This window comes from Mycobacterium neglectum, assembly GCF_002591975.1.
In the GTDB taxonomy this organism is placed as follows: Bacteria; Actinomycetota; Actinomycetes; order Mycobacteriales; family Mycobacteriaceae; genus Mycobacterium; species Mycobacterium neglectum.
The window spans coordinates 16,309-33,261 of the sequence record NZ_NVQE01000039.1; the positions used below are offsets into that span (position 1 = coordinate 16,309).

Consider the following 16,953-nt stretch of genomic DNA (forward strand, 5'->3'; position numbering starts at 1 on the left):
GCCCGACCCGCGAGTGTCAACGAAATTGGTGAACAGATTTCGATTTTTGTCTACTAGGCGGTGTGAGCTGCGTCTATCCGGGTGCCCAGCCGTCAGGCTGGCGGCCGTCGAGGTCGGTGAAGCCGTACTCGCGCGCGAGCTCGGCGGACGTGACCGATTGCTGGTTGAACCGTGCGCGGCGGGTGTCCGCGGCGATCGCGGCCACACCGCGACCCACGTATCGCGGGGTCTCCGAGGCGGCGAAGCCCGGGGGAGCGATGGGGCCGTCGGACCGCAGCGGGTCCAGCGCGGCATGCCAGTCCTCCTCGGTGACGCCCCAGTTGTCGAGCATCATCTCCGACCGCAGCCAGCCTGGCGTCACGGCGACCGCGGTGGCACCGAACTCCTGCAGTTCGTGGCCGTGGCTGTAGGCGAGCCGGTTCACCGCTGTCTTGGCCAGGTCGTAGAACACCGACAACCGGTAATTCTCGTCGTTGAAACTCTTTGTACCGTCGGTCACTTCGACGAGAAGTCCGCCCGGCTTGCCGACCAGCAGCGGCAGCAGGCAGTGCGACGTGATCAGGTGGGTGTCGATGCCTAACCGCAGGATCCGCAGACCGTCGGTGAGATCGTGCTCCCAGATCGGCCGGTTCCACAGGGGCGGGCCGCCCTTGAGGACCTCGGCACCCCAGATGTCGTTGACGAGGATGTCGATCGTGGCGTTTTCGTCGGCGATTCGGTCGGCAAGACGGCGCACTGCGGCGATGTCGAGGTGGTCGACCTGCATGGCAATACCGGTGCCGCCGAGTTGGGTGACGAGTTCAGCGGTCTCCTCGATCGTTTCCGGGCGGTCGTAGTCGGACTGCTCGTTGCCGGACACGCTGCTGCGGCCGGTGCAAATGACTGTCGCTCCGGCCTCGCCGAGCGCTGCGGCGATGCCGCGCCCGGCACCTCGCGTCGCTCCGGCCACTACGGCCACCCGACCGCGCAGCGCATCTCTATCCGGAGTCCAGCCCATGAGGGCATACTCGCTGAATGTGACCCCTCTACAGCGGTATATCGCCGAAGAAATCGCCACCGATCACGTTGACGGGTTGCTGTCCAGACGCGAAGCGCTGCGCCGGCTGGCATTGCTCGGCGTCGGCACCGCGGCCGCCACCGCATTGATCGCGGCGTGCGGTGAGAACAAGCAGCCGGTCTCGAACGCGCCCGTCACGTCGAGCGAGCCCGCGACGGTGAGCGCGCCGCCGCCGGGCTCGGAGAACACTGTCCCGTCCACACCCGTCACGTGGGCCGGACCCCGCGGCGAACTGCGGGCCGCGTGGGCGCCGGCCGCCGATCCGCGCGGCGGAGTCCTCGTCATCCACGAGAACAAGGGCCTCAACGACTACATCCGCTCGGTGACCGGACGGTTCGCCGGTATCGGCTACTCCGCGCTGGCGATCGATCTGCTTTCGGCGCAGGGCGGCACGGGCACGTTCGGCGATCCCGCCGAGGCGACGGCGGCATTGGGCAAGCTGCCGCCCGAGGAGGCCCTGGCGGATCTGAAATCGGGAATCGAGGAGTTGCAGCGCCGCGTACCTGGCAAGAAGGTCGCCGCGGTCGGCTTCTGCATGGGTGGCGGCTTCGTCTGGCGATTGCTGGCCTCCGGTGAGTCCCGGCTGGCCGCCGCCGTACCCTTCTACGGTCCGACGCCTGACAATCCCGACTTCGCAGGCTCCAAAGATGTTGCAGTGCTGGGTATCTACGCCTCTCAGGACCAGCGCGTCAACGCCACCGAGCCGGTTGCGCGGGCCGCACTGGAAAAGGCCGGCCTGGTGTTCGAACTGGTCACCGAACCGGATGCCAACCACGCGTTCTTCAATGACACCGGCGACCGGTACAACGCGGCCGCCGCCGATGATGCCTGGCGCCGGGTACAGGACTGGTTCGCCGCGCACCTCGTCTGACGGTCCTCGCGAGGACCGAATTCGCGCGCAATTCAGCTCCCCGTTGGTGTCGCGTTGTTGACCGCACATGCGCCCACGCCAAATTCAGCTCATGCGGGTGGTGCAGGTCGCGAACTTCTACGGCCCGCGTTCGGGGGGCCTGCGCACGGCAGTCGATCGTCTGGGCGCGGAATACTGCGCCAGGGGTCACGAAGTCTTCTTGGTGGTACCTGGTGCGGTTTCCGAATGGCATGCGTTGCCATCGGGAGTCGTTCGGATCGCTCTGCCGGCGCGGCTCATCCCGTTCACCGGGGGCTATCGCGCTGTGCTGCCAGGACCTGTCACCGAACTGCTGACCCAGCTGGCGCCGGATGCCCTCGAGGTGTCTGACCGGCTCACACTTCGGTCGCTGGGCGAGTGGGGCCGTCGCCGCGAGGTCGTCACCGCGATGATCTCCCATGAACGCCTCGATCGCCTTGTCGGGCAGATACTTCCGGCCGGCGCAGCCCGTTCGATCGCCGACGCCGCCAACCGCCGCACCGCCGAGAGCTACGACACCGTGGTGTGCACGACGGCGTTCGCCCGGGAAGAGTTCGACAGGATCCATGCCACGAATGTGGTCACGGTGCCGCTCGGCGTCGACCTCGACCAGTTCCATCCCAGCAGGCGGTCCAGTTCGGTTCGGCAACGGTGGGCGAGCCCTGAACAGACCCTGCTGGTGCACTGCGGACGGCTGTCGGTGGAAAAGCATGCGCACCGAAGTGTCGATACCGTTGTCTCCCTGCGGGACTCGGGCGTGGATGCCCGACTGGTCGTGGTCGGCGAAGGTCCGATGCGCGCAAGGCTCGAACGTCAGGCCGCGCGCCTGCCCGTCGACTTCACCGGCTACATCGGGTGTCGCGACACCGTCGCCACCATCCTCGCGACCGCCGACGTCGCCCTGGCCCCCGGCCCGCACGAGACGTTCGGTCTGGCCGCTCTGGAAGCTCTCGCATGCGGCACCCCCGCAGTGGTCTCGCGTACCTCTGCGCTCGCGGAGATCCTGACCATCGAAAGTGGCGTCGCAGCGGACAACGATCCAGACGCCATTGCGGACGCGGTGGCCTCCATCATCAGCCGTCCAGAACGTTTGCGCCGCAACGATGCACGACGCCGCGCGGAACAGTTCACCTGGCCGCGCGCGGCTACCGGCATGCTCGACGCGCTTGGCGCGGGGTAGGCGCCGAAGCAGAGCCGGGCTAAGTTGTCGGGATGGGTGGCCCGCCGACCGGCCCGCAGGACATCGAGCGAACGCGGACTCTGTGGTTCGCCCTGCTGCTCACGCTGGCCAACGGATTCCTCGACGCGCACACCTACATCGTCCGCGGTGGCGTGTTCGCCAACGTGCAGACCGCCAATGTGATCTTCGGTGCGATCGACACGTCGGAGGGCAAGTGGGCAGCGGCGCTCAACCACGTCTGGCCGCTGCTGGCGTTCGTCACGGGCATGGCGATCGCATCGCATATCAAGTCCGGTCGTGTCGAGCGTTTCCTTCCGCACGCGCTGCGTTGGACGATTGGGGTGCAGTCCGTCGCGTTGGGCATCATCGGATTCGTCCCGGCCGGCGTGCCGCACGGCTATGTCACGGTGCCGATCTCTTTTCTCGCCGCGATGCAGATCGGACTGTTCCGCAACGTCGGCGATCTGGCTTACATGCCGGTTGCAACCACGGGCAACTTGATGCGGTTGATGGAGTCCGGGTACGACGCATTCGTCGAGAAACACCGGGAGTCACGACGGGCGTTCGGGGTGTACGGCGCACTGATCTGCGTGTTCGGACTTGGTGCCCTCCTGGGCTCATTCGCCAGCGTGGCCTGGGGAGTGCGGGCGATCTGGCTGCCCGCGGGGTTCCTGGCCATGACACTGGTTCTGTTCATCATCGATGAGGATCACCTGCGGTGATCTACGATCCAGGGATGGTCCGGTCGCTGATGTTCCTCATCGCCGCAGCGACGCTGCCCATCGCCGGAACCGCCGCGGTAGCCATGGCTGAACCGCCGCCCACATGCACCTACAACCTGTCGGCGCCCCAGGTCGTCGATGTGTCGGGCACCCAGATGGTCACCGCCACGATCTCACCGGGCGCGTGCGAGCGATCCAACGCGTTCCTGTCGGTGGCCTGCCTGCAAAGGCAGGGCAGCCCCGACGCTCCCAAATGCGAGTCGAACAACGGGATGCTGGCCGCGCAGGTCTTCTATGCCCCCTACCAGCCCGGCGCCACGTACGTCTCCACCGGTAAGGGATGCGCCAACACGGGGAATCCGCCACAGCCGGTGTGCACGCCGGTCGGGCCTTTCACCGCGACGATCTAGTCGGCACCGTTGCCGAGAAAACGGCCTGTTCGAACTGCAACCGGGTCGATAATCGTGTTCTCGAAGCGCAACCTTGCGGAGGGGCGATGAAGAATTTCTTGCTGTTGTGCGCGACCGTTTGCATGGCCGCCGCGATCGCGGCGTGTGGCAGCGAATCCAGCTACACCACCTCAGAAGGTGACACCGGTACCGCAACCGCGACCGCCAGCCCCGACGCCACGGGCGAAACCTCTGCCGCCCCTGCGGAGGCCACCGGCCCGACAATCATCATGGCGAACATGAGTTTCGGTGACCCCATCACCGTCGCGCCGGGGGCGACGATCACGCTGAAAAACGAAGACTCCGCCGAGCACTCGGTGACGTCGCAGACCGAAGGGACATTCGACGTGCACGTTGACGGCGGCGAGCAGGGCACGCTCACCGCGCCGACAGAGCCGGGCGAATACGCTTTCTACTGCGTGTATCACCCTTCGATGAAGGGCACATTGATCGTCGAATAGCGCTCGCCGTCGTTCGGCCCCACGGCCCGGCCCCGGTTTAGACGTAAGGGCAGACGGGCATCCGCACAATTAGCGGGTTCGTCAATCGTCGTGACCCGGGATGAATCGGAGGAGCCGACATGGACCGCAATGCCATGATCTGGATCGTTGTCGTTGTCGCGGCAATCGTCGTCATCGCGTTCGTCGCATGGACCGTGCGCAACTCGCGCCGTCGCGCCGAAGCCGAGCGATTGCGTGGCGAAATCGGCCAACGGACAGAACATCTCGAGAAGCGCGAAGCCGTCGCCCACGAAACCGAAGCCAAGGCCAATGCTGCAGCCGCAGAGGCCGAGGCGAAGGCTGCCGAGGCCGCCCGCCTGCAGAACGCCGCGCGCACGCATCGCGAGGCAGTCGACAACACCCGCGAGGAACTGGACGCGCATCGCGAGCGGGTCGACAAGCTGGATCCGAAGGGGATCACCGGCGAGCCTGCCCCGGGCAAGGAGCACGATGTGCGCGCCGACGCCACCGCGGCGCCGGAGCAGGCGCCCTCGCCGCACGAGCGTCAGCGTTCGTGAGACACCGCAAAAACGCCGCCGCCGCGGCAGTGCTGTTCGACATCGACGGCACGCTCGTCGACTCGAACTACCAGCACGTACAGGCCTGGTGCCGGGCGTTCGCCGATATCGGAATGCCGGTCGACGCGTGGCGCATCCACCGTTGCATAGGCATGGACGGCACCACCCTGGTGGCAACGCTCGCCGAGGGCGTCGATGACGCCGCCCAGGCGCGGGCGAAGGATCTGCATTCGCAGTACTACAAGGAGACCGCCTCGCTGCTGCGGCCGTTGCCCGGTGCGCGCGAGCTTCTCGAAGCAGTCGAAAAGCTCGGTGTTCAGGTCGTTTTGGCGACGTCGGCACCCGACGACGAACTCGAGATTCTGCGTGGCGTCCTGGAGTGCGACCATCTCGTTTCGGCGACGACCTCATCGGAAGACGTGGACACCGCCAAGCCCAAACCCGACATCGTCAACGTCGCACTGGACCGCGCGGGTGTCGATGCCACGCACGCCGTGTTCGTCGGCGATGCGGTGTGGGACGTGGAGGCATGCAAGCGAGCAGGCGTCGTCACCGTCGCCGTGCTGAGTGGAGGGGTGTCGAAGTGTGAACTCGAAGAGGCTGGGGCCCACCAGGTTTTCGAGGACGCGTGCGATTTGTGCCAACACCTCGACGACACCCCGATCGCGGCGCTCGCCAACTTGGTCGGAGCCCGCTGATCAGGGCAGGCGCCAATCAGGGGAGGGCATAGCGAAGGATCGCCGCGATCCCGTCCTTGGGTGAAATTCGCTCATTGTTGCGATTGCATGTTTGATGGGTGCCCGGACGCCTGGCATACAAACCGTGCGAAGCCGGCGAGGACCTCAGCTCGGTGGTGTCCAGGACACCGGCAGCCGCTTGATCCCGTGGATGAACGGCGACAACAGTCGCCGAGGCTCCTCCGTTGCAGCGATATCGGGTATCTGGCGGTGCAGTTCCTCGAAGACGACGCTGATCTCGCGGCGCGCGAGGTTCGCGCCCAGGCAGAAGTGCGCACCGCCGCCGCCGAAGCCGGCGTGGGGATTGGGAGCGCGGTGGACGTCGAACATCCACGGATCGGCGAACTTCTCCTCATCGCGGTTGGCCGAGCAGTACCACAGGGAGACCTTGTCGCCGGCCGACATCTTGGTGCCGCTCAACTCGCAGTCTTCGGTCAGGGTGCGCCGCATGTAGATGACCGGAGACGCCCACCGGACGATCTCCTCGACGGCGGTCGGTGCAAGCGCTTCGTAGTCGGCCCACCATTTCGCGCGCTCGTCCGGATACCGGGTCAGCGCCAGGACGCCGTGGCTGATCGCGTTCCGGGTGGTCTCGTTGCCCGCGACCACGAGCAGGATGAAGAACGACGCGATCTCGGCAGATGTCAGCCGCTCGCCATCGACCTCGGCCTGCACCAGCGCGGTCGTCAGGTCTTCCTGCGGGTTGGCCCGGCGGTCCTCGGCATGTCCGGTGGCATACGCGCCGATGTCCATCGCGACCTTGACGAATTCCTCGTAGTCCTGGGCGATGTCCTTGTCCCCGAAACCGAGAATCACGTTTGTCCAGTGGAAGATCTGCTCGTGATCGTCCTCCGGCAGGCCCATCATGTCGCAGATCACCTGCAGAGGCAGCGGGCCGGCAAGCTCGGTCACGACCTCGCCTGTGCCATCGGGATGCTCGGCGATCATCTTCTCCACGAGGCGGCGCGCCCGCTCCCGCACCGATGTTTCGGTGTTGGCAACAACGCGCGGGGTGAATGCCCTGCTGACGATGTTGCGTAGGCGCAGGTGCTTCGGGTCGTCCATGGCGATCATCGAGCCGAAGAATTCGGACACGTCGGGGTTGGCGTCGTTGATGGTGATGCCGGGGCTGGAGCTGAAGATGTGGGGATGGCGGCTGGCGAAGTGGACGTCGTCGAAGCGGGTCACCGCCCAATGACCGGGTCCGGCCTCGACGCCGGGTGTCTCCAGCGGCAGATGGAAGGAGACGGGCGCCTCGCGACGCAGCGTGGTGAACGCCCCGTCGCGCATATCGTCGTCGAGGACCCAGAACTTCCAGTCGCCGAGGTCGATGTCGGACAGCGGTACGTCCGGGGGAGCGGTACCGTTCACGCGCGTCGCAATGCCCACTCGTCGAGAGTAGGTTCAGGTCGGGCCGTCGTCACGTATTTCTGAAACATGTTCCAATTGCCGTTTTGGCGTGATAGCACTCTTGGGTGCGTAACCCACATGCCGGACAACCATTTACGGCGACGGACGACGAGATAGCCGAGGTGTTGCTCGACGTCAGCATCCCGACCCTGATGTTGTCGCTGGTGCACATGTCCGGCGACCCCGAGCTCATCCGCGGCGAGTTGAAGCCTGCGGGCCTGTTTCTCAATGAAGTGCAGGGCTACATGTCCGAAGAGGACAAGGCCGCGGTCCGCAAGATCGCGCTCGAGGTCATCGCGGACTACCGAGATCGTGGATGCCCGGAACCCGAGCCCGTCAGCGCCGAGTTGCTGCACGAGATGATGCAGTGGCTGGTGTGCGAACCGGTACCGGCCGAATACGTCCCGATGGTGCTCGAGGAGATGGAACTCGACGGACGCGATGCCAGGGCGTCCGATGCGGCAGCAGAGTCCACCCGCGGGGATTTCGGAGTCGTCGTGATCGGATGCGGTGAATCCGGCCTGCTGGCCGGGATCCGGCTCAAGGAGGCCGGCATTCCGTTCACCATCGTGGAGAAGAACGGGGGCGTCGGCGGCACGTGGTACCAGAACACCTACCCAGGTGCGCGGGTGGACGTGGGTAATCACTTCTATTGCTACAGCTTCGAGCCGACCGATCACTGGACGCACTTCTTCGCCGAACAGCCTGAACTGCAAGCCTATTTTCAGGGCGTGATGGAGAAATACGACATCACGCCGCACGTCCGCTTCCAGACAGAGGTGACCGAGGCGTCGTGGAGCGACGCCGATGCAACGTGGACGGTTCGCGTACGCGACCGCAACGGCGAGACGACGGAACTCACGGCGCGCGCGGTGATCAGCGCCGTCGGGCAACTCGACCGGCCCCACCTGCCTCACATCGACGGGCAGCAGGACTTCGCCGGGCCTGCGTTCCATTCCAGCCAGTGGGACCACTCGGTGGATCTGCGCGGCAAGAACATCGCGATGATCGGTGCGGGCGCCAGTGGATTTCAGATCGCCCCGACGATCGCTCCGGATGTCAACCGTCTAACCGTATTTCAGCGCACCGCGCAGTGGATGTTCCCGAATCCGAACTATCACGAGACGGTGGGGCCCGGCGTGCAATGGGCGCTCCGCCATCTTCCGTTCTACGGTCGCTGGTACCGCTTCCTGATCTTCTGGCCGGGCTGCGACAAGGGGCTGGACGCGGCCCGCGTCGACCCCGACTATCCGGACCAACAGACGGCCGTCAGCGAGATCAACGAGATCACGCGGATCATGTTCACCGAGTGGATTACCAGTCAGGTCGGCGACGATCCGGACCTGGCCGCCAAGGTGGTGCCCGACTATCCGGCCACCGGCAAGCGCACGCTGCAGGACAACGGCAGCTGGCTGAAAACGCTGACCCGAGACAATGTCGAACTGGTGCGCACCGGTATCGACCACATCGAAGCGGACGCGGTCGTGACGGACGATGGCACCCGTTATCCGGCCGACGTCATCGTGTACGCCACCGGTTTCGAGCACACGAAGATATTGTGGCCCATGACCATTCGCGGCCGCAACGGCGAAATCCTTTCCGAGAAGTGGGGAGAGCGGCCGTCGGCATATCTGGGCATCACGATTCCCGACTATCCGAACTTCTTCTGCATGAATGGCCCCGGCACCTGGCTGGCAAGCGGCGGCAGCCTGATCTTCCATTCCGAGTGCCAGATGCGTTACATCACGCAGTGTCTGGAGCTGCTGATCGCGGGTGGACACGCCACGATGGAGCCGACGGTCGAGAAGACAACGGACTGGCATGAGCGCAGCCAGGACGAGATGCGCAAAATGGTGTGGTCACAGCCGACGATCAAGCACTCGTTCTTCAAGAACAGCTTCGGCGAAATTCACACGCTGAGCCCGTGGCGCCTCGTCGACTACTGGGACTGGACCCGCGAACCCGATCCCGAGGACTTCGTGATCCGTTAGTTCAGTGCCCAGTTCATGTTCTTGGCGAAAGTCCGCGCGTCGTCGGAGATCGTTCCCAGCTCGTGGCTGCGCTGGATGTAGCCCTGGACCATCGGCAGAAAATTCGTCGGGTTGTAGGCGTCTTCCTCGTTGCTCCACATCCCATTGCCGCCGTACCGCAAGATCGTGATGCACGGCGCCTCGAAGATGGTGCCGTCCCCTGGATCCTTCATCCGGTTCATGATCTCGCTGAAGACCCAACCCTTCTCCACGTCGATCGAAGACCAGGTGACCGGGTAGAACGGCATCTCGCTGCCCGGGAACGTGTCCATCGTCGACGCGATCCACTCGCTGATTTTGTCGCGGCCCGCCATCTTGCCGTAGAGGTGTTCGACATAGGTCGCGTCCTCGGTGAACAGCTCGCCGTACCGCGCCCATTCCCACGACTTGCCGATCTCGACCACCAGCTGCTGGTGGCGCTCAAACGTCTCTTCGATCTCGTCGCGTGACCATTTGCTCGTGGAGGACCCCATCAGACCAGCTCCCAGTTCATGTTCTTGGCGAAGGCGCGGGCGTCGTCGGAGATGGTGCCGAGTTCATGGCTGCGCTGGATGTACTGCTGGATCATCAGCATGAAGTTCATCGGGTTGTAGGCGTCTTCCTCGTAACTCCATTTGTCATCACCGGCGTACTCCAGCACGGTGATGACGCCGGCTCCGTGGACGCTGCCGTCGCCGGGATCCCGCATGGTGTTGATGTTCTTGAAGATGACCCAGCCCTTGTCGGTGTCGATCGAGTACCACTCGACCGGGTAGGTCGGCATCTCGCTGCCGGGGAAGGTGTTCATCGTCGAGACGATCCACTCGCGGATGTTCTCGCGGCCTTCCATGTTGCCAAGGGCGTGTTCGACGTAGCGCGCATCCTCGGTGAAATGGTCGGCGTAGCTGGACCAGTCCCACGTTTTGCCGACGTTGACGACGGATTCCTGATAGCGGCGCCAGGCCTCCTCGAGTTCCTCGCGTGACCATTGACCCATTTTGAGACTCCCTCGGCTCGCGTTACAGAACTAGAACCTGTTCTACCAAAGGTGGCCGCGCCGGGGAGGGGATTTCAGGACACCTTCAAAGTGCGCGTCCGCGCCCAGATCTCGTTCCACGACTCTCGTTGTCCCGTCAGCAAATACACGCCCATGTCCTCGCCGATATCGCCGACCCGACGGACGGCGGTGAAGTACGGCCGGATGTCATCGGCGTCGCCGCCCACGTAGAGGGCGGTATCGGCGTCGGCCGGTGGCGGTGGGAAGTAGCCGTAGCTCCGATTGGCGCTGAACGCCTTGGGCAACGAATATTCGTTGGAATACCCGTCGATGTAGGCCGCGACGATGTACGACTGACCGATCACCACGGTCCGCTGCCGTTGCGTGTCGGGCAGTGCGTGGTAGGCGTCCGCGGTGCGCTTGGCGATTCTCTGGCCGACGTCGTCTCGCACGAGCACCACCGACAGCACCAACATGCCAAGGGCCAGCACCACGCTCATCGCGATGGTCGGCCAGAACAGCCAGCGCGTGCGGGTCACGCCCTTCTCACGTCGGCGCTGCAATGCGAGGGCGCCCACCGCGGCCAGCGGCGCATACAACCCGGCCAGGTAATACGGCCTGCCCGCGGTGGCCACGAAGAACACATAGAGCACGACGAACGTCACGCCGAGGAACCGGTAATCGCGCAACGTGGGATCGCGGAAGACCCGCCACAACCCGTAGAGCACAAGCATCACCCCGGCCGCGCCGGCGTAGGCAATGAGCTGGGCGGCGATACCCGGCCGTCCGCCATACAACGCCTCGGCCTCACCCACCACGACCGACGCCATGTGCAGCTGCGGCCATCCGTTGGCGTACTGCCACACCATGATCGGCGCGGCGAGGAGCACGGCGATCGCTACGCCCACCCACAGCAGCGGCCGTCGCAAAATGTCGCGCGAACCGACGGCCGCCACCGCGACCAGCAACACGGCGCACAACAGCAGCACCTGGAATTTGGTCAGCGCGGCGACCCCGGCGACGGCACCGAACGCCAGTAGCAGCCGGTCCTGTCGCAGCCGCAGCCAGCGGACCAGTAGCCAGATCAGCAGCAGCCACTGGACCGGTTCGAGCGTGTAGGGGGTCAGCCAATGGCCGGCGAGCGTGGTCCACAGCGCTGTCGCCTGCGCGGCTGCGGTGAAACCCTGTGCGCGGCGGTCACATCCGATCTCGCGGGCAATGAGGCCGGCGACAACGACCGCCCCGGCGGTCGCCAGTGCGGCGGGAATGCGCAACGCGAGCATCGAACCGGGTGCGACGGCGTCCATCAGGGCGGCCAGCAGCGGGGTCACCGGTGGCTGATCGGCGGACCCCCAGTCGAGGTGATTGCGGCCGATGGCCAGCATGTACACCTCGTCGAACCAGTAGCCGCCACCGAAAGCACCTGCAGCACAATGCAACACAGCCACAATGCCTGCGATCGGCAACACCACCGTTGTGGCGAACGGTGCGATTTTTCGATCCGAAGCTGTCCCGGTTTCCGTCGTCGTCACGTACATCCACGTTACTGTCGCAGCCATGACACTCGGTATCGACCAGCAGGTGCTCGCCGAGATGGCGCCCTTGTTGGCGGCCGTCGGCGAGTCGGAACCTGCACCCGTCGGCGACGTCGAAGCGCGCCGCGTCAGCGGTCACCGGATGTTCGATCTTGTCGCCTCCCGGCGGGCCCCCACCGCCGGTGTCGACACCGCACAGCACTCCATGACCGCCACGGACGGCGCGGCGCTGGACCTCACCTGGTATCACCCGTCCGGAGTCGACGGACCTGGCAGCGCCGCGCTCTACCTGCACGGCGGCGGCATGATCTTCGGCCTCGAGCACGTCGGCGCCTTGTACGACCTCGCGGTGCGGGAGTATGTGGCCGCGTCGGGCGTGCCGATGCTGATGGTCGACTACCGCGTGGCGCCCGAGCATCCGGATCCGACTCCCGTCGAGGACTGTTACGGCGCGCTGGTCTGGCTTGCCGAGCACGCGCGGGACCTTGGAGTCGATCCGGCCCGCGTCGCGGTGATGGGCGACAGCGCAGGCGGCGGCCTCGCGGCGGGGGTCAGCCTGATCGCGCGAGATCGCGGTGGTCCGGCGGTGGCCCAGCAGGTGCTGATCTATCCGATGCTCGACGACCGGCCTGCAGACCCCGATCCACAGGTCCAACCGTTCCTGACGTGGACCTACGACGACAACGTCACCGGATGGGGAGCGCTGCTGGGCGAGAACGCCGGTGGTGACGACGTGTCCGCCTACGCCGCACCGGCACGCGCCGACGATCTCACCGGCTTACCCGACACCTACATCGACGTCGGTGACCTCGATGTGTTCCGCAATGAGGACATCGCTTTCGCCCGGCGGCTCGCCGATGCAGGCGTCCCGACGGAGTTGCATGTGTACCCGGGTTGCCCGCATGCATTCGAGGCTCTGGCCCGCGAAGCCGCCGTCTCGAGGCGGGCTGTCAGCGATCGGGTACGCCGCTTGCGCGGTCTTTAATGGTCAGGCGGCGTCTGACCCCTCGACGACCGTCTTGATGCGCTCCAGCGTCTTGCGCATGTCGCGGATGTTGCGTCGGCGACGCAGTTGCCCGCCGAACACCGAGAAGAGCTTCATGGTGAGCGAGTCGTCGAGCCGGAAGGATTCAGTGACATCGGTTCCGCCGTCAACCGGAGTGAGACGATAGTGCCAGTTGTTCACGGCCTTACCGTTGAGCAGCACGGCGAAGCCGAATTCGCGGTCCGGCTCGCACGCGGTCACCTCGCAGGTCGTCCAGTACACCGGACCGATTTCGTTGCGCTTGACGTGACCTCGGAAGCGGGCGCCCAGAGCCGGACCGGTGGCTCCGCCGAGCCACTCCGCCTCCATCACCTCCGGTGAGAAGCGGCCCGTGTTGCGTACGTCGGCGATGAGGTTCCAGATCTTGTCCGCGGGCGCCTGCATAGACACCGTCACCGATCCGTCCATGGTTACTCCTGTTTCGGTAAACGCCTTGGCTGTCATGCGCTTTGCAACGGTAGCAAGGGCTCGGCAACAAGGACGATGACCACGCGGTCCGTAGCATTGCGTGCGGAGTTCAGGAGGCGCGGTGTGAAGATTCGCTTCGGTGTCGGATTGGGCGCGGAAACGGCGCCGGACGAGTTGCCGGCCATCGTCGATCACCTGGAGGCGACCGGCGTCGACTCGCTGTGGTTCTCCGAACTCGTCTACAGCAAGGCCGTTGATCCGTTCATCGGCATGGCGCATGCGCTGGCGCGGACCGACAACCTCAAGGTCGGGACGTCGGTCGCGGTGCTCCCTGGCCGGCACCCGGTGCTGGTCGCGAAGCAGCTGGCGTCCTTGGCGGCCCTTGCACCGAAGCGGGTCTTGCCGGTGTTCGGCCTGCGGTCCGCCATTGCGGCCGAACGAGAGATCTTCGTGGTCCCCGAGGGCGAACGGGCGGCCGTATTCGACGAATCGCTGCGATTGCTGAGATCCGTTCTGGAACAGGACGACATCACCTTCGCAGGCGACTTCTTCTCCGCGAGCTCCGTCGCCGTCGCGCCCCGCCCGCTCAAGCCGCTGGACATCTGGCTCGGCGGCTCGGCCCCCGCGGGCTTCCGGCGAATCGGTCGGCTGGGTGACGGGTGGCTGGGCAGCTTCCTGACTCCTGCCGAAGCTCGTGACGGTCGCGTACAGATCCAACGGGAGGCAGAGCGGGCCGGGCGCGCAATCGATGAGGACCATTTCGGCATCAATCTCGCGGTCAGCGAGGGCGCGTTGCCCGACGACGTCGCCGTTGCGATCCGTCGCCGCAGACCCGATGTGGAGCCGACGGAATTCATCGCCGACAGCTGGTCACGCCTCCACCGACAACTCGACGCCTACCTCGAAGCCGGGCTGAGTAAGTTCGTCATCCGCCAGGCAGGGTCGCCCCGCACCACGGAATTCATCGACCGATTCGTGGTCGAGCTTCTCCCGCGGCAGAACTGAGGGCCGCCGAAGTCTGCATGACAGGTCCGATGCCAGTATCGGACGCATAGAGGAGGTTCTCTCGTGGTCATCGTCGCCGGTCATCTCATTGTCGACCCCTCGCAGCGCGAGGACTACCTCCTTGGGTGTGTGGACGTGGTCCGTGAGGCCCGAGACGCCGATGGTTGCCTCGATTTTGCGTTGTCGGCCGACCTCATCGACGCGGGACGAATCAACATCCTCGAACGCTGGGAATCGGCGGCCGCGGTCGAGGCGTTTCGCGGCAGCGGCGTCGGGGGCGAACAGGGCGCGGCCATTCTCAGCGCATCGGTGGCGGAATACGACGTCGGCGCGGCGCGGGTTCTCGGCTGACGTTTTGGGAGTTATGACGAGTTGCTGACATCGCGTTGCTGTGCGCCGGTTCGAATACCCTGCTGGCCCCGCAGAAACCGAACACGGAGTTCGCAACGTGCAGCATGAAAAGCGTGGATGTGGGTATAGAAGGGATCGAACTTACGTTATCTGCGAGGCTGGATATCAGCGGTGATGTCGGAACCAAGAATATTCGCTAGCGTCAGCGGACGCCGCGACGCGAGAGACGGGATCCGCTGATGAGGCTGTTAGGGGTTGTCTCATGTAATGTGCGTAAACTGCGCAGATGACGGGGGAGGCGCCCGCACCGACGCGGAGCCTTCGCAAATATTCCGAGAACCAAAACGTCAGAGGCTAGAACTTGCCAGAAACGACCAGCGACCACCGGGGCCTTAAGCCGCACTTCGAGAACGTGCAGGCGCACTACGACCTGTCCGACGAGTTCTTCCGGCTTTTCCTGGACCCCACGCAGACGTACAGCTGCGCGTATTTCGAGCGTGAGGACATGACGCTTGAAGAGGCTCAGATCGCCAAGATCGATCTGTCGCTTTCCAAGTTGGATCTGAAGCCCGGGATGACGCTTCTCGACATCGGCTGTGGCTGGGGCGCAACGCTCAACCGCGCGCTGGAGAAGTACGACGTCAACGTCATCGGCCTGACGTTGAGCGAGAACCAGAAGGCGCACGTCGAGAAGGTATTCGCCGCGTCGCCCAGCACGCGCACCAAACGGGTGCTGCTGCAGGGGTGGGAGCAGTTCGACGAACCGGTTGACCGCATCGTGTCGATCGGCGCCTTCGAGCACTTCGGACGCAACCGCTACGACGACTTCTTCAAGAAGGCCTACGCCGTGCTACCCGCTGACGGCGTGATGATGGTGCACACCATCATCAAGCCCGAAGACGAGGAGTTCACGGCCAAGGGCCTGAAACTGACCATGCGAATCGTTCGATTCTCGAAATTCATCATGGACGAGATCTTCCCCGGCGGTGATTTGCCGAAGCCTTCCCAGCTCGAGAGTCACGCGGCCGAGGCCGGCTTCCGGCTCACGCGCGCCCAACGGCTGCGCCTGCACTACGCCCGGACGCTGGACATCTGGGCGGAGGCGCTCGAGTCCCGCAAGGACGAGGCCATTGCGGTGCAGTCCCAAGAGGTCTACGACCGCTATATGAAGTACCTCACCGGCTGCGCCGATCTCTTCCGCGAGGGCTACACAGACATCTGCCAGTTCACCCTGGTCAAGAGCTAGGAGAGCCTACCCGCTCCGACCGTGGTGATCGCGTCGATGACGGCGGGGGGATTGTCGAGGGAGACGAACGTCCTCGCCTCTGGTACCTCGATCAGCGTCGAGTGTGGAAACAGCGCCGCGAGTCGGCGGCCGAGCGACGGGGTGAACGCGCGGTCACGCTGACCCCAGACGATGGTGACCGGTTTGGTGAACCGGGGCAGCCGCGTCGCCACGTCGGTCAGATCGGTCTCGGCGACCGCCCGCAGCAGTCGGGCAAGGTCACGTCGGATCCGGACGTCGGTGCGGCCAGGCTCCAGCCATGAGGCCGTCAGTTGGGCATCCGGGTTGACCAGCAGGCCGAAGCCGAGCGGAGAGTGGCGCAGCGCCTTGAGTCTCATCTGCTCGAACAGCACCTTGATGGATACCGGTCCGCGCAGCAGCGCGAAGACGACATTGAACGGGAACGGCGGGAACTTGTCGAATGCGTCGCAGTTGGTCAGGACCAGCCGGCCGACGACGTCGGGGTACGCATCGATGACCAATTGGCACAGGCCGCCGCCGGTGTCATTGCCGACGAGCGTCACGTCGGAAAGGCCCAGTTCGACGACGAAATCGCGAATCATCGTTGCGACCGCGCGCGGCGACAACTCGGCGCCGTCGTGCACCGGAATCGTGTGCGAGCCCAACGGCCAGTTCGGCAGGTAACAGCGGTACCCGCGACTGGCCAGACCCTCGGCCACCTGGTCCCAGAGCCTGCTGTCGACCAGGATTCCGTGTACGAACACCACGGGCGGGTGCGCCGAGTCCTCCGGACCCAACACGCGGTACGAGATGGTGGCTTGTTCCAGTGCGATCTGCGGCATGTTCGCTATCCTTCTCTAACTTACAAACACTTGGTATGGAAGTTACGTGCAGA

General features: G+C 65.0%; 19 protein-coding genes. 12 read left to right on the plus strand and 7 right to left on the minus strand.

From position 1 onward, the window contains the following. Window positions 1–73 precede the first annotated feature (73 nt). A complete protein-coding gene (locus tag CSQ99_RS23930; protein ID WP_099041492.1) occupies window positions 74–997 on the minus strand; it encodes an SDR family oxidoreductase in 924 nt (307 codons plus the stop codon). 19 nt (window positions 998–1,016) lie between these two features. Here CSQ99_RS23930 and CSQ99_RS23935 point away from each other — a divergent pair, with 19 nt between their 5' ends. The 7 genes from CSQ99_RS23935 to CSQ99_RS23965 all read left to right on the plus strand — a co-directional run bounded on the left by CSQ99_RS23935 (window position 1,017) and on the right by CSQ99_RS23965 (window position 6,013). Then, window positions 1,017–1,928, plus strand: coding sequence for a dienelactone hydrolase family protein (locus CSQ99_RS23935; protein ID WP_099041529.1), 912 nt, complete (start codon window positions 1,017–1,019; stop codon window positions 1,926–1,928). A gap of 91 nt (window positions 1,929–2,019) precedes the next feature. Then, the gene (locus tag CSQ99_RS23940) at window positions 2,020–3,126 is read left to right on the plus strand and encodes a glycosyltransferase (RefSeq protein WP_099041493.1); all 1,107 of its coding nucleotides are present in this window, start codon (window positions 2,020–2,022) and stop codon (window positions 3,124–3,126) included. A gap of 32 nt (window positions 3,127–3,158) precedes the next feature. Continuing rightward, the gene (locus tag CSQ99_RS23945; protein ID WP_099041494.1) at window positions 3,159–3,848 is read left to right on the plus strand and encodes a YoaK family protein; all 690 of its coding nucleotides are present in this window, start codon (window positions 3,159–3,161) and stop codon (window positions 3,846–3,848) included. 14 nt (window positions 3,849–3,862) lie between these two features. Then, the gene (locus tag CSQ99_RS23950; protein WP_099041531.1) at window positions 3,863–4,258 is read left to right on the plus strand and encodes a hypothetical protein; all 396 of its coding nucleotides are present in this window, start codon (window positions 3,863–3,865) and stop codon (window positions 4,256–4,258) included. Window positions 4,259–4,344: 86 nt separating this feature from the next. After that, the gene (locus CSQ99_RS23955) at window positions 4,345–4,758 is read left to right on the plus strand and encodes a cupredoxin domain-containing protein (protein WP_099041495.1); all 414 of its coding nucleotides are present in this window, start codon (window positions 4,345–4,347) and stop codon (window positions 4,756–4,758) included. Between the two features lie 119 nt (window positions 4,759–4,877). Then, on the plus strand, window positions 4,878–5,315 hold the full coding sequence (locus CSQ99_RS23960; RefSeq protein WP_099041496.1) for a hypothetical protein: 438 nt from the start codon (window positions 4,878–4,880) through the stop codon (window positions 5,313–5,315). Beyond that, window positions 5,312–6,013, plus strand: a complete 702-nt coding sequence (locus CSQ99_RS23965) for an HAD family hydrolase (protein WP_099041497.1) — start codon at window positions 5,312–5,314, stop codon at window positions 6,011–6,013. The genes CSQ99_RS23960 and CSQ99_RS23965 overlap by 4 nt, the downstream gene beginning before the upstream one ends. 144 nt (window positions 6,014–6,157) lie before the next feature. On the opposite strand, the gene CSQ99_RS23970 is transcribed toward CSQ99_RS23965, so the two are convergent. Next, entirely contained in the window at window positions 6,158–7,441 is a 1,284-nt protein-coding gene (locus CSQ99_RS23970; RefSeq protein WP_099041498.1) for a cytochrome P450, read from the minus strand. Between the two features lie 86 nt (window positions 7,442–7,527). On the opposite strand from CSQ99_RS23970, the gene CSQ99_RS23975 reads away from it, so the two are divergent. Beyond that, window positions 7,528–9,453 (plus strand): flavin-containing monooxygenase, encoded by a 1,926-nt coding sequence (locus tag CSQ99_RS23975; RefSeq protein ID WP_099041499.1) that lies wholly within the window; start codon window positions 7,528–7,530, stop codon window positions 9,451–9,453. Here the strand turns inward: CSQ99_RS23975 and CSQ99_RS23980 are convergent. From CSQ99_RS23980 to CSQ99_RS23990, 3 genes are all read right to left on the minus strand, one after another. Continuing rightward, entirely contained in the window at window positions 9,450–9,965 is a 516-nt protein-coding gene (locus CSQ99_RS23980; protein ID WP_099041500.1) for a nuclear transport factor 2-like protein, read from the minus strand. The genes CSQ99_RS23975 and CSQ99_RS23980 overlap by 4 nt on opposite strands. Continuing rightward, window positions 9,965–10,468, minus strand: coding sequence for a Cif family virulence factor (locus tag CSQ99_RS23985; RefSeq protein WP_099041501.1), 504 nt, complete (start codon window positions 10,466–10,468; stop codon window positions 9,965–9,967). Before CSQ99_RS23985 ends, CSQ99_RS23980 begins: the two co-directional genes overlap by 1 nt. Window positions 10,469–10,542: 74 nt before the next feature. Further along, a complete protein-coding gene (locus CSQ99_RS23990) occupies window positions 10,543–12,000 on the minus strand; it encodes an ArnT family glycosyltransferase (protein ID WP_099041532.1) in 1,458 nt (485 codons plus the stop codon). Window positions 12,001–12,025: 25 nt separating this feature from the next. Between CSQ99_RS23990 and CSQ99_RS23995 the strand changes: the two genes are divergently transcribed. Beyond that, entirely contained in the window at window positions 12,026–12,988 is a 963-nt protein-coding gene (locus CSQ99_RS23995; protein WP_099041502.1) for an alpha/beta hydrolase, read from the plus strand. 3 nt (window positions 12,989–12,991) lie between these two features. On the opposite strand, the gene CSQ99_RS24000 is transcribed toward CSQ99_RS23995, so the two are convergent. Further along, window positions 12,992–13,456 (minus strand): SRPBCC family protein, encoded by a 465-nt coding sequence (locus tag CSQ99_RS24000; protein ID WP_099041503.1) that lies wholly within the window; start codon window positions 13,454–13,456, stop codon window positions 12,992–12,994. 123 nt (window positions 13,457–13,579) lie between these two features. On the opposite strand from CSQ99_RS24000, the gene CSQ99_RS24005 reads away from it, so the two are divergent. The 3 genes from CSQ99_RS24005 (at window position 13,580) to CSQ99_RS24015 (ending at window position 16,058) form a co-directional block, all read left to right on the plus strand. After that, window positions 13,580–14,461, plus strand: a complete 882-nt coding sequence (locus CSQ99_RS24005; protein ID WP_099041504.1) for a TIGR03854 family LLM class F420-dependent oxidoreductase — start codon at window positions 13,580–13,582, stop codon at window positions 14,459–14,461. Window positions 14,462–14,524: 63 nt separating this feature from the next. After that, window positions 14,525–14,812 carry a putative quinol monooxygenase gene (locus CSQ99_RS24010; RefSeq protein ID WP_099041505.1) on the plus strand — a complete coding sequence of 96 codons (288 nt, stop codon included), beginning with the start codon at window positions 14,525–14,527 and terminating at the stop codon, window positions 14,810–14,812. 361 nt (window positions 14,813–15,173) lie between these two features. Further along, window positions 15,174–16,058 (plus strand): cyclopropane mycolic acid synthase family methyltransferase, encoded by an 885-nt coding sequence (locus tag CSQ99_RS24015; RefSeq protein ID WP_099041506.1) that lies wholly within the window; start codon window positions 15,174–15,176, stop codon window positions 16,056–16,058. On the opposite strand, the gene CSQ99_RS24020 is transcribed toward CSQ99_RS24015, so the two are convergent. After that, window positions 16,055–16,900: an alpha/beta fold hydrolase gene (locus tag CSQ99_RS24020; protein ID WP_099041507.1), complete on the minus strand. Its 846-nt coding sequence runs from the start codon at window positions 16,898–16,900 to the stop codon at window positions 16,055–16,057. The genes CSQ99_RS24015 and CSQ99_RS24020 overlap by 4 nt on opposite strands. Window positions 16,901–16,953: the final 53 nt, after the last annotated feature.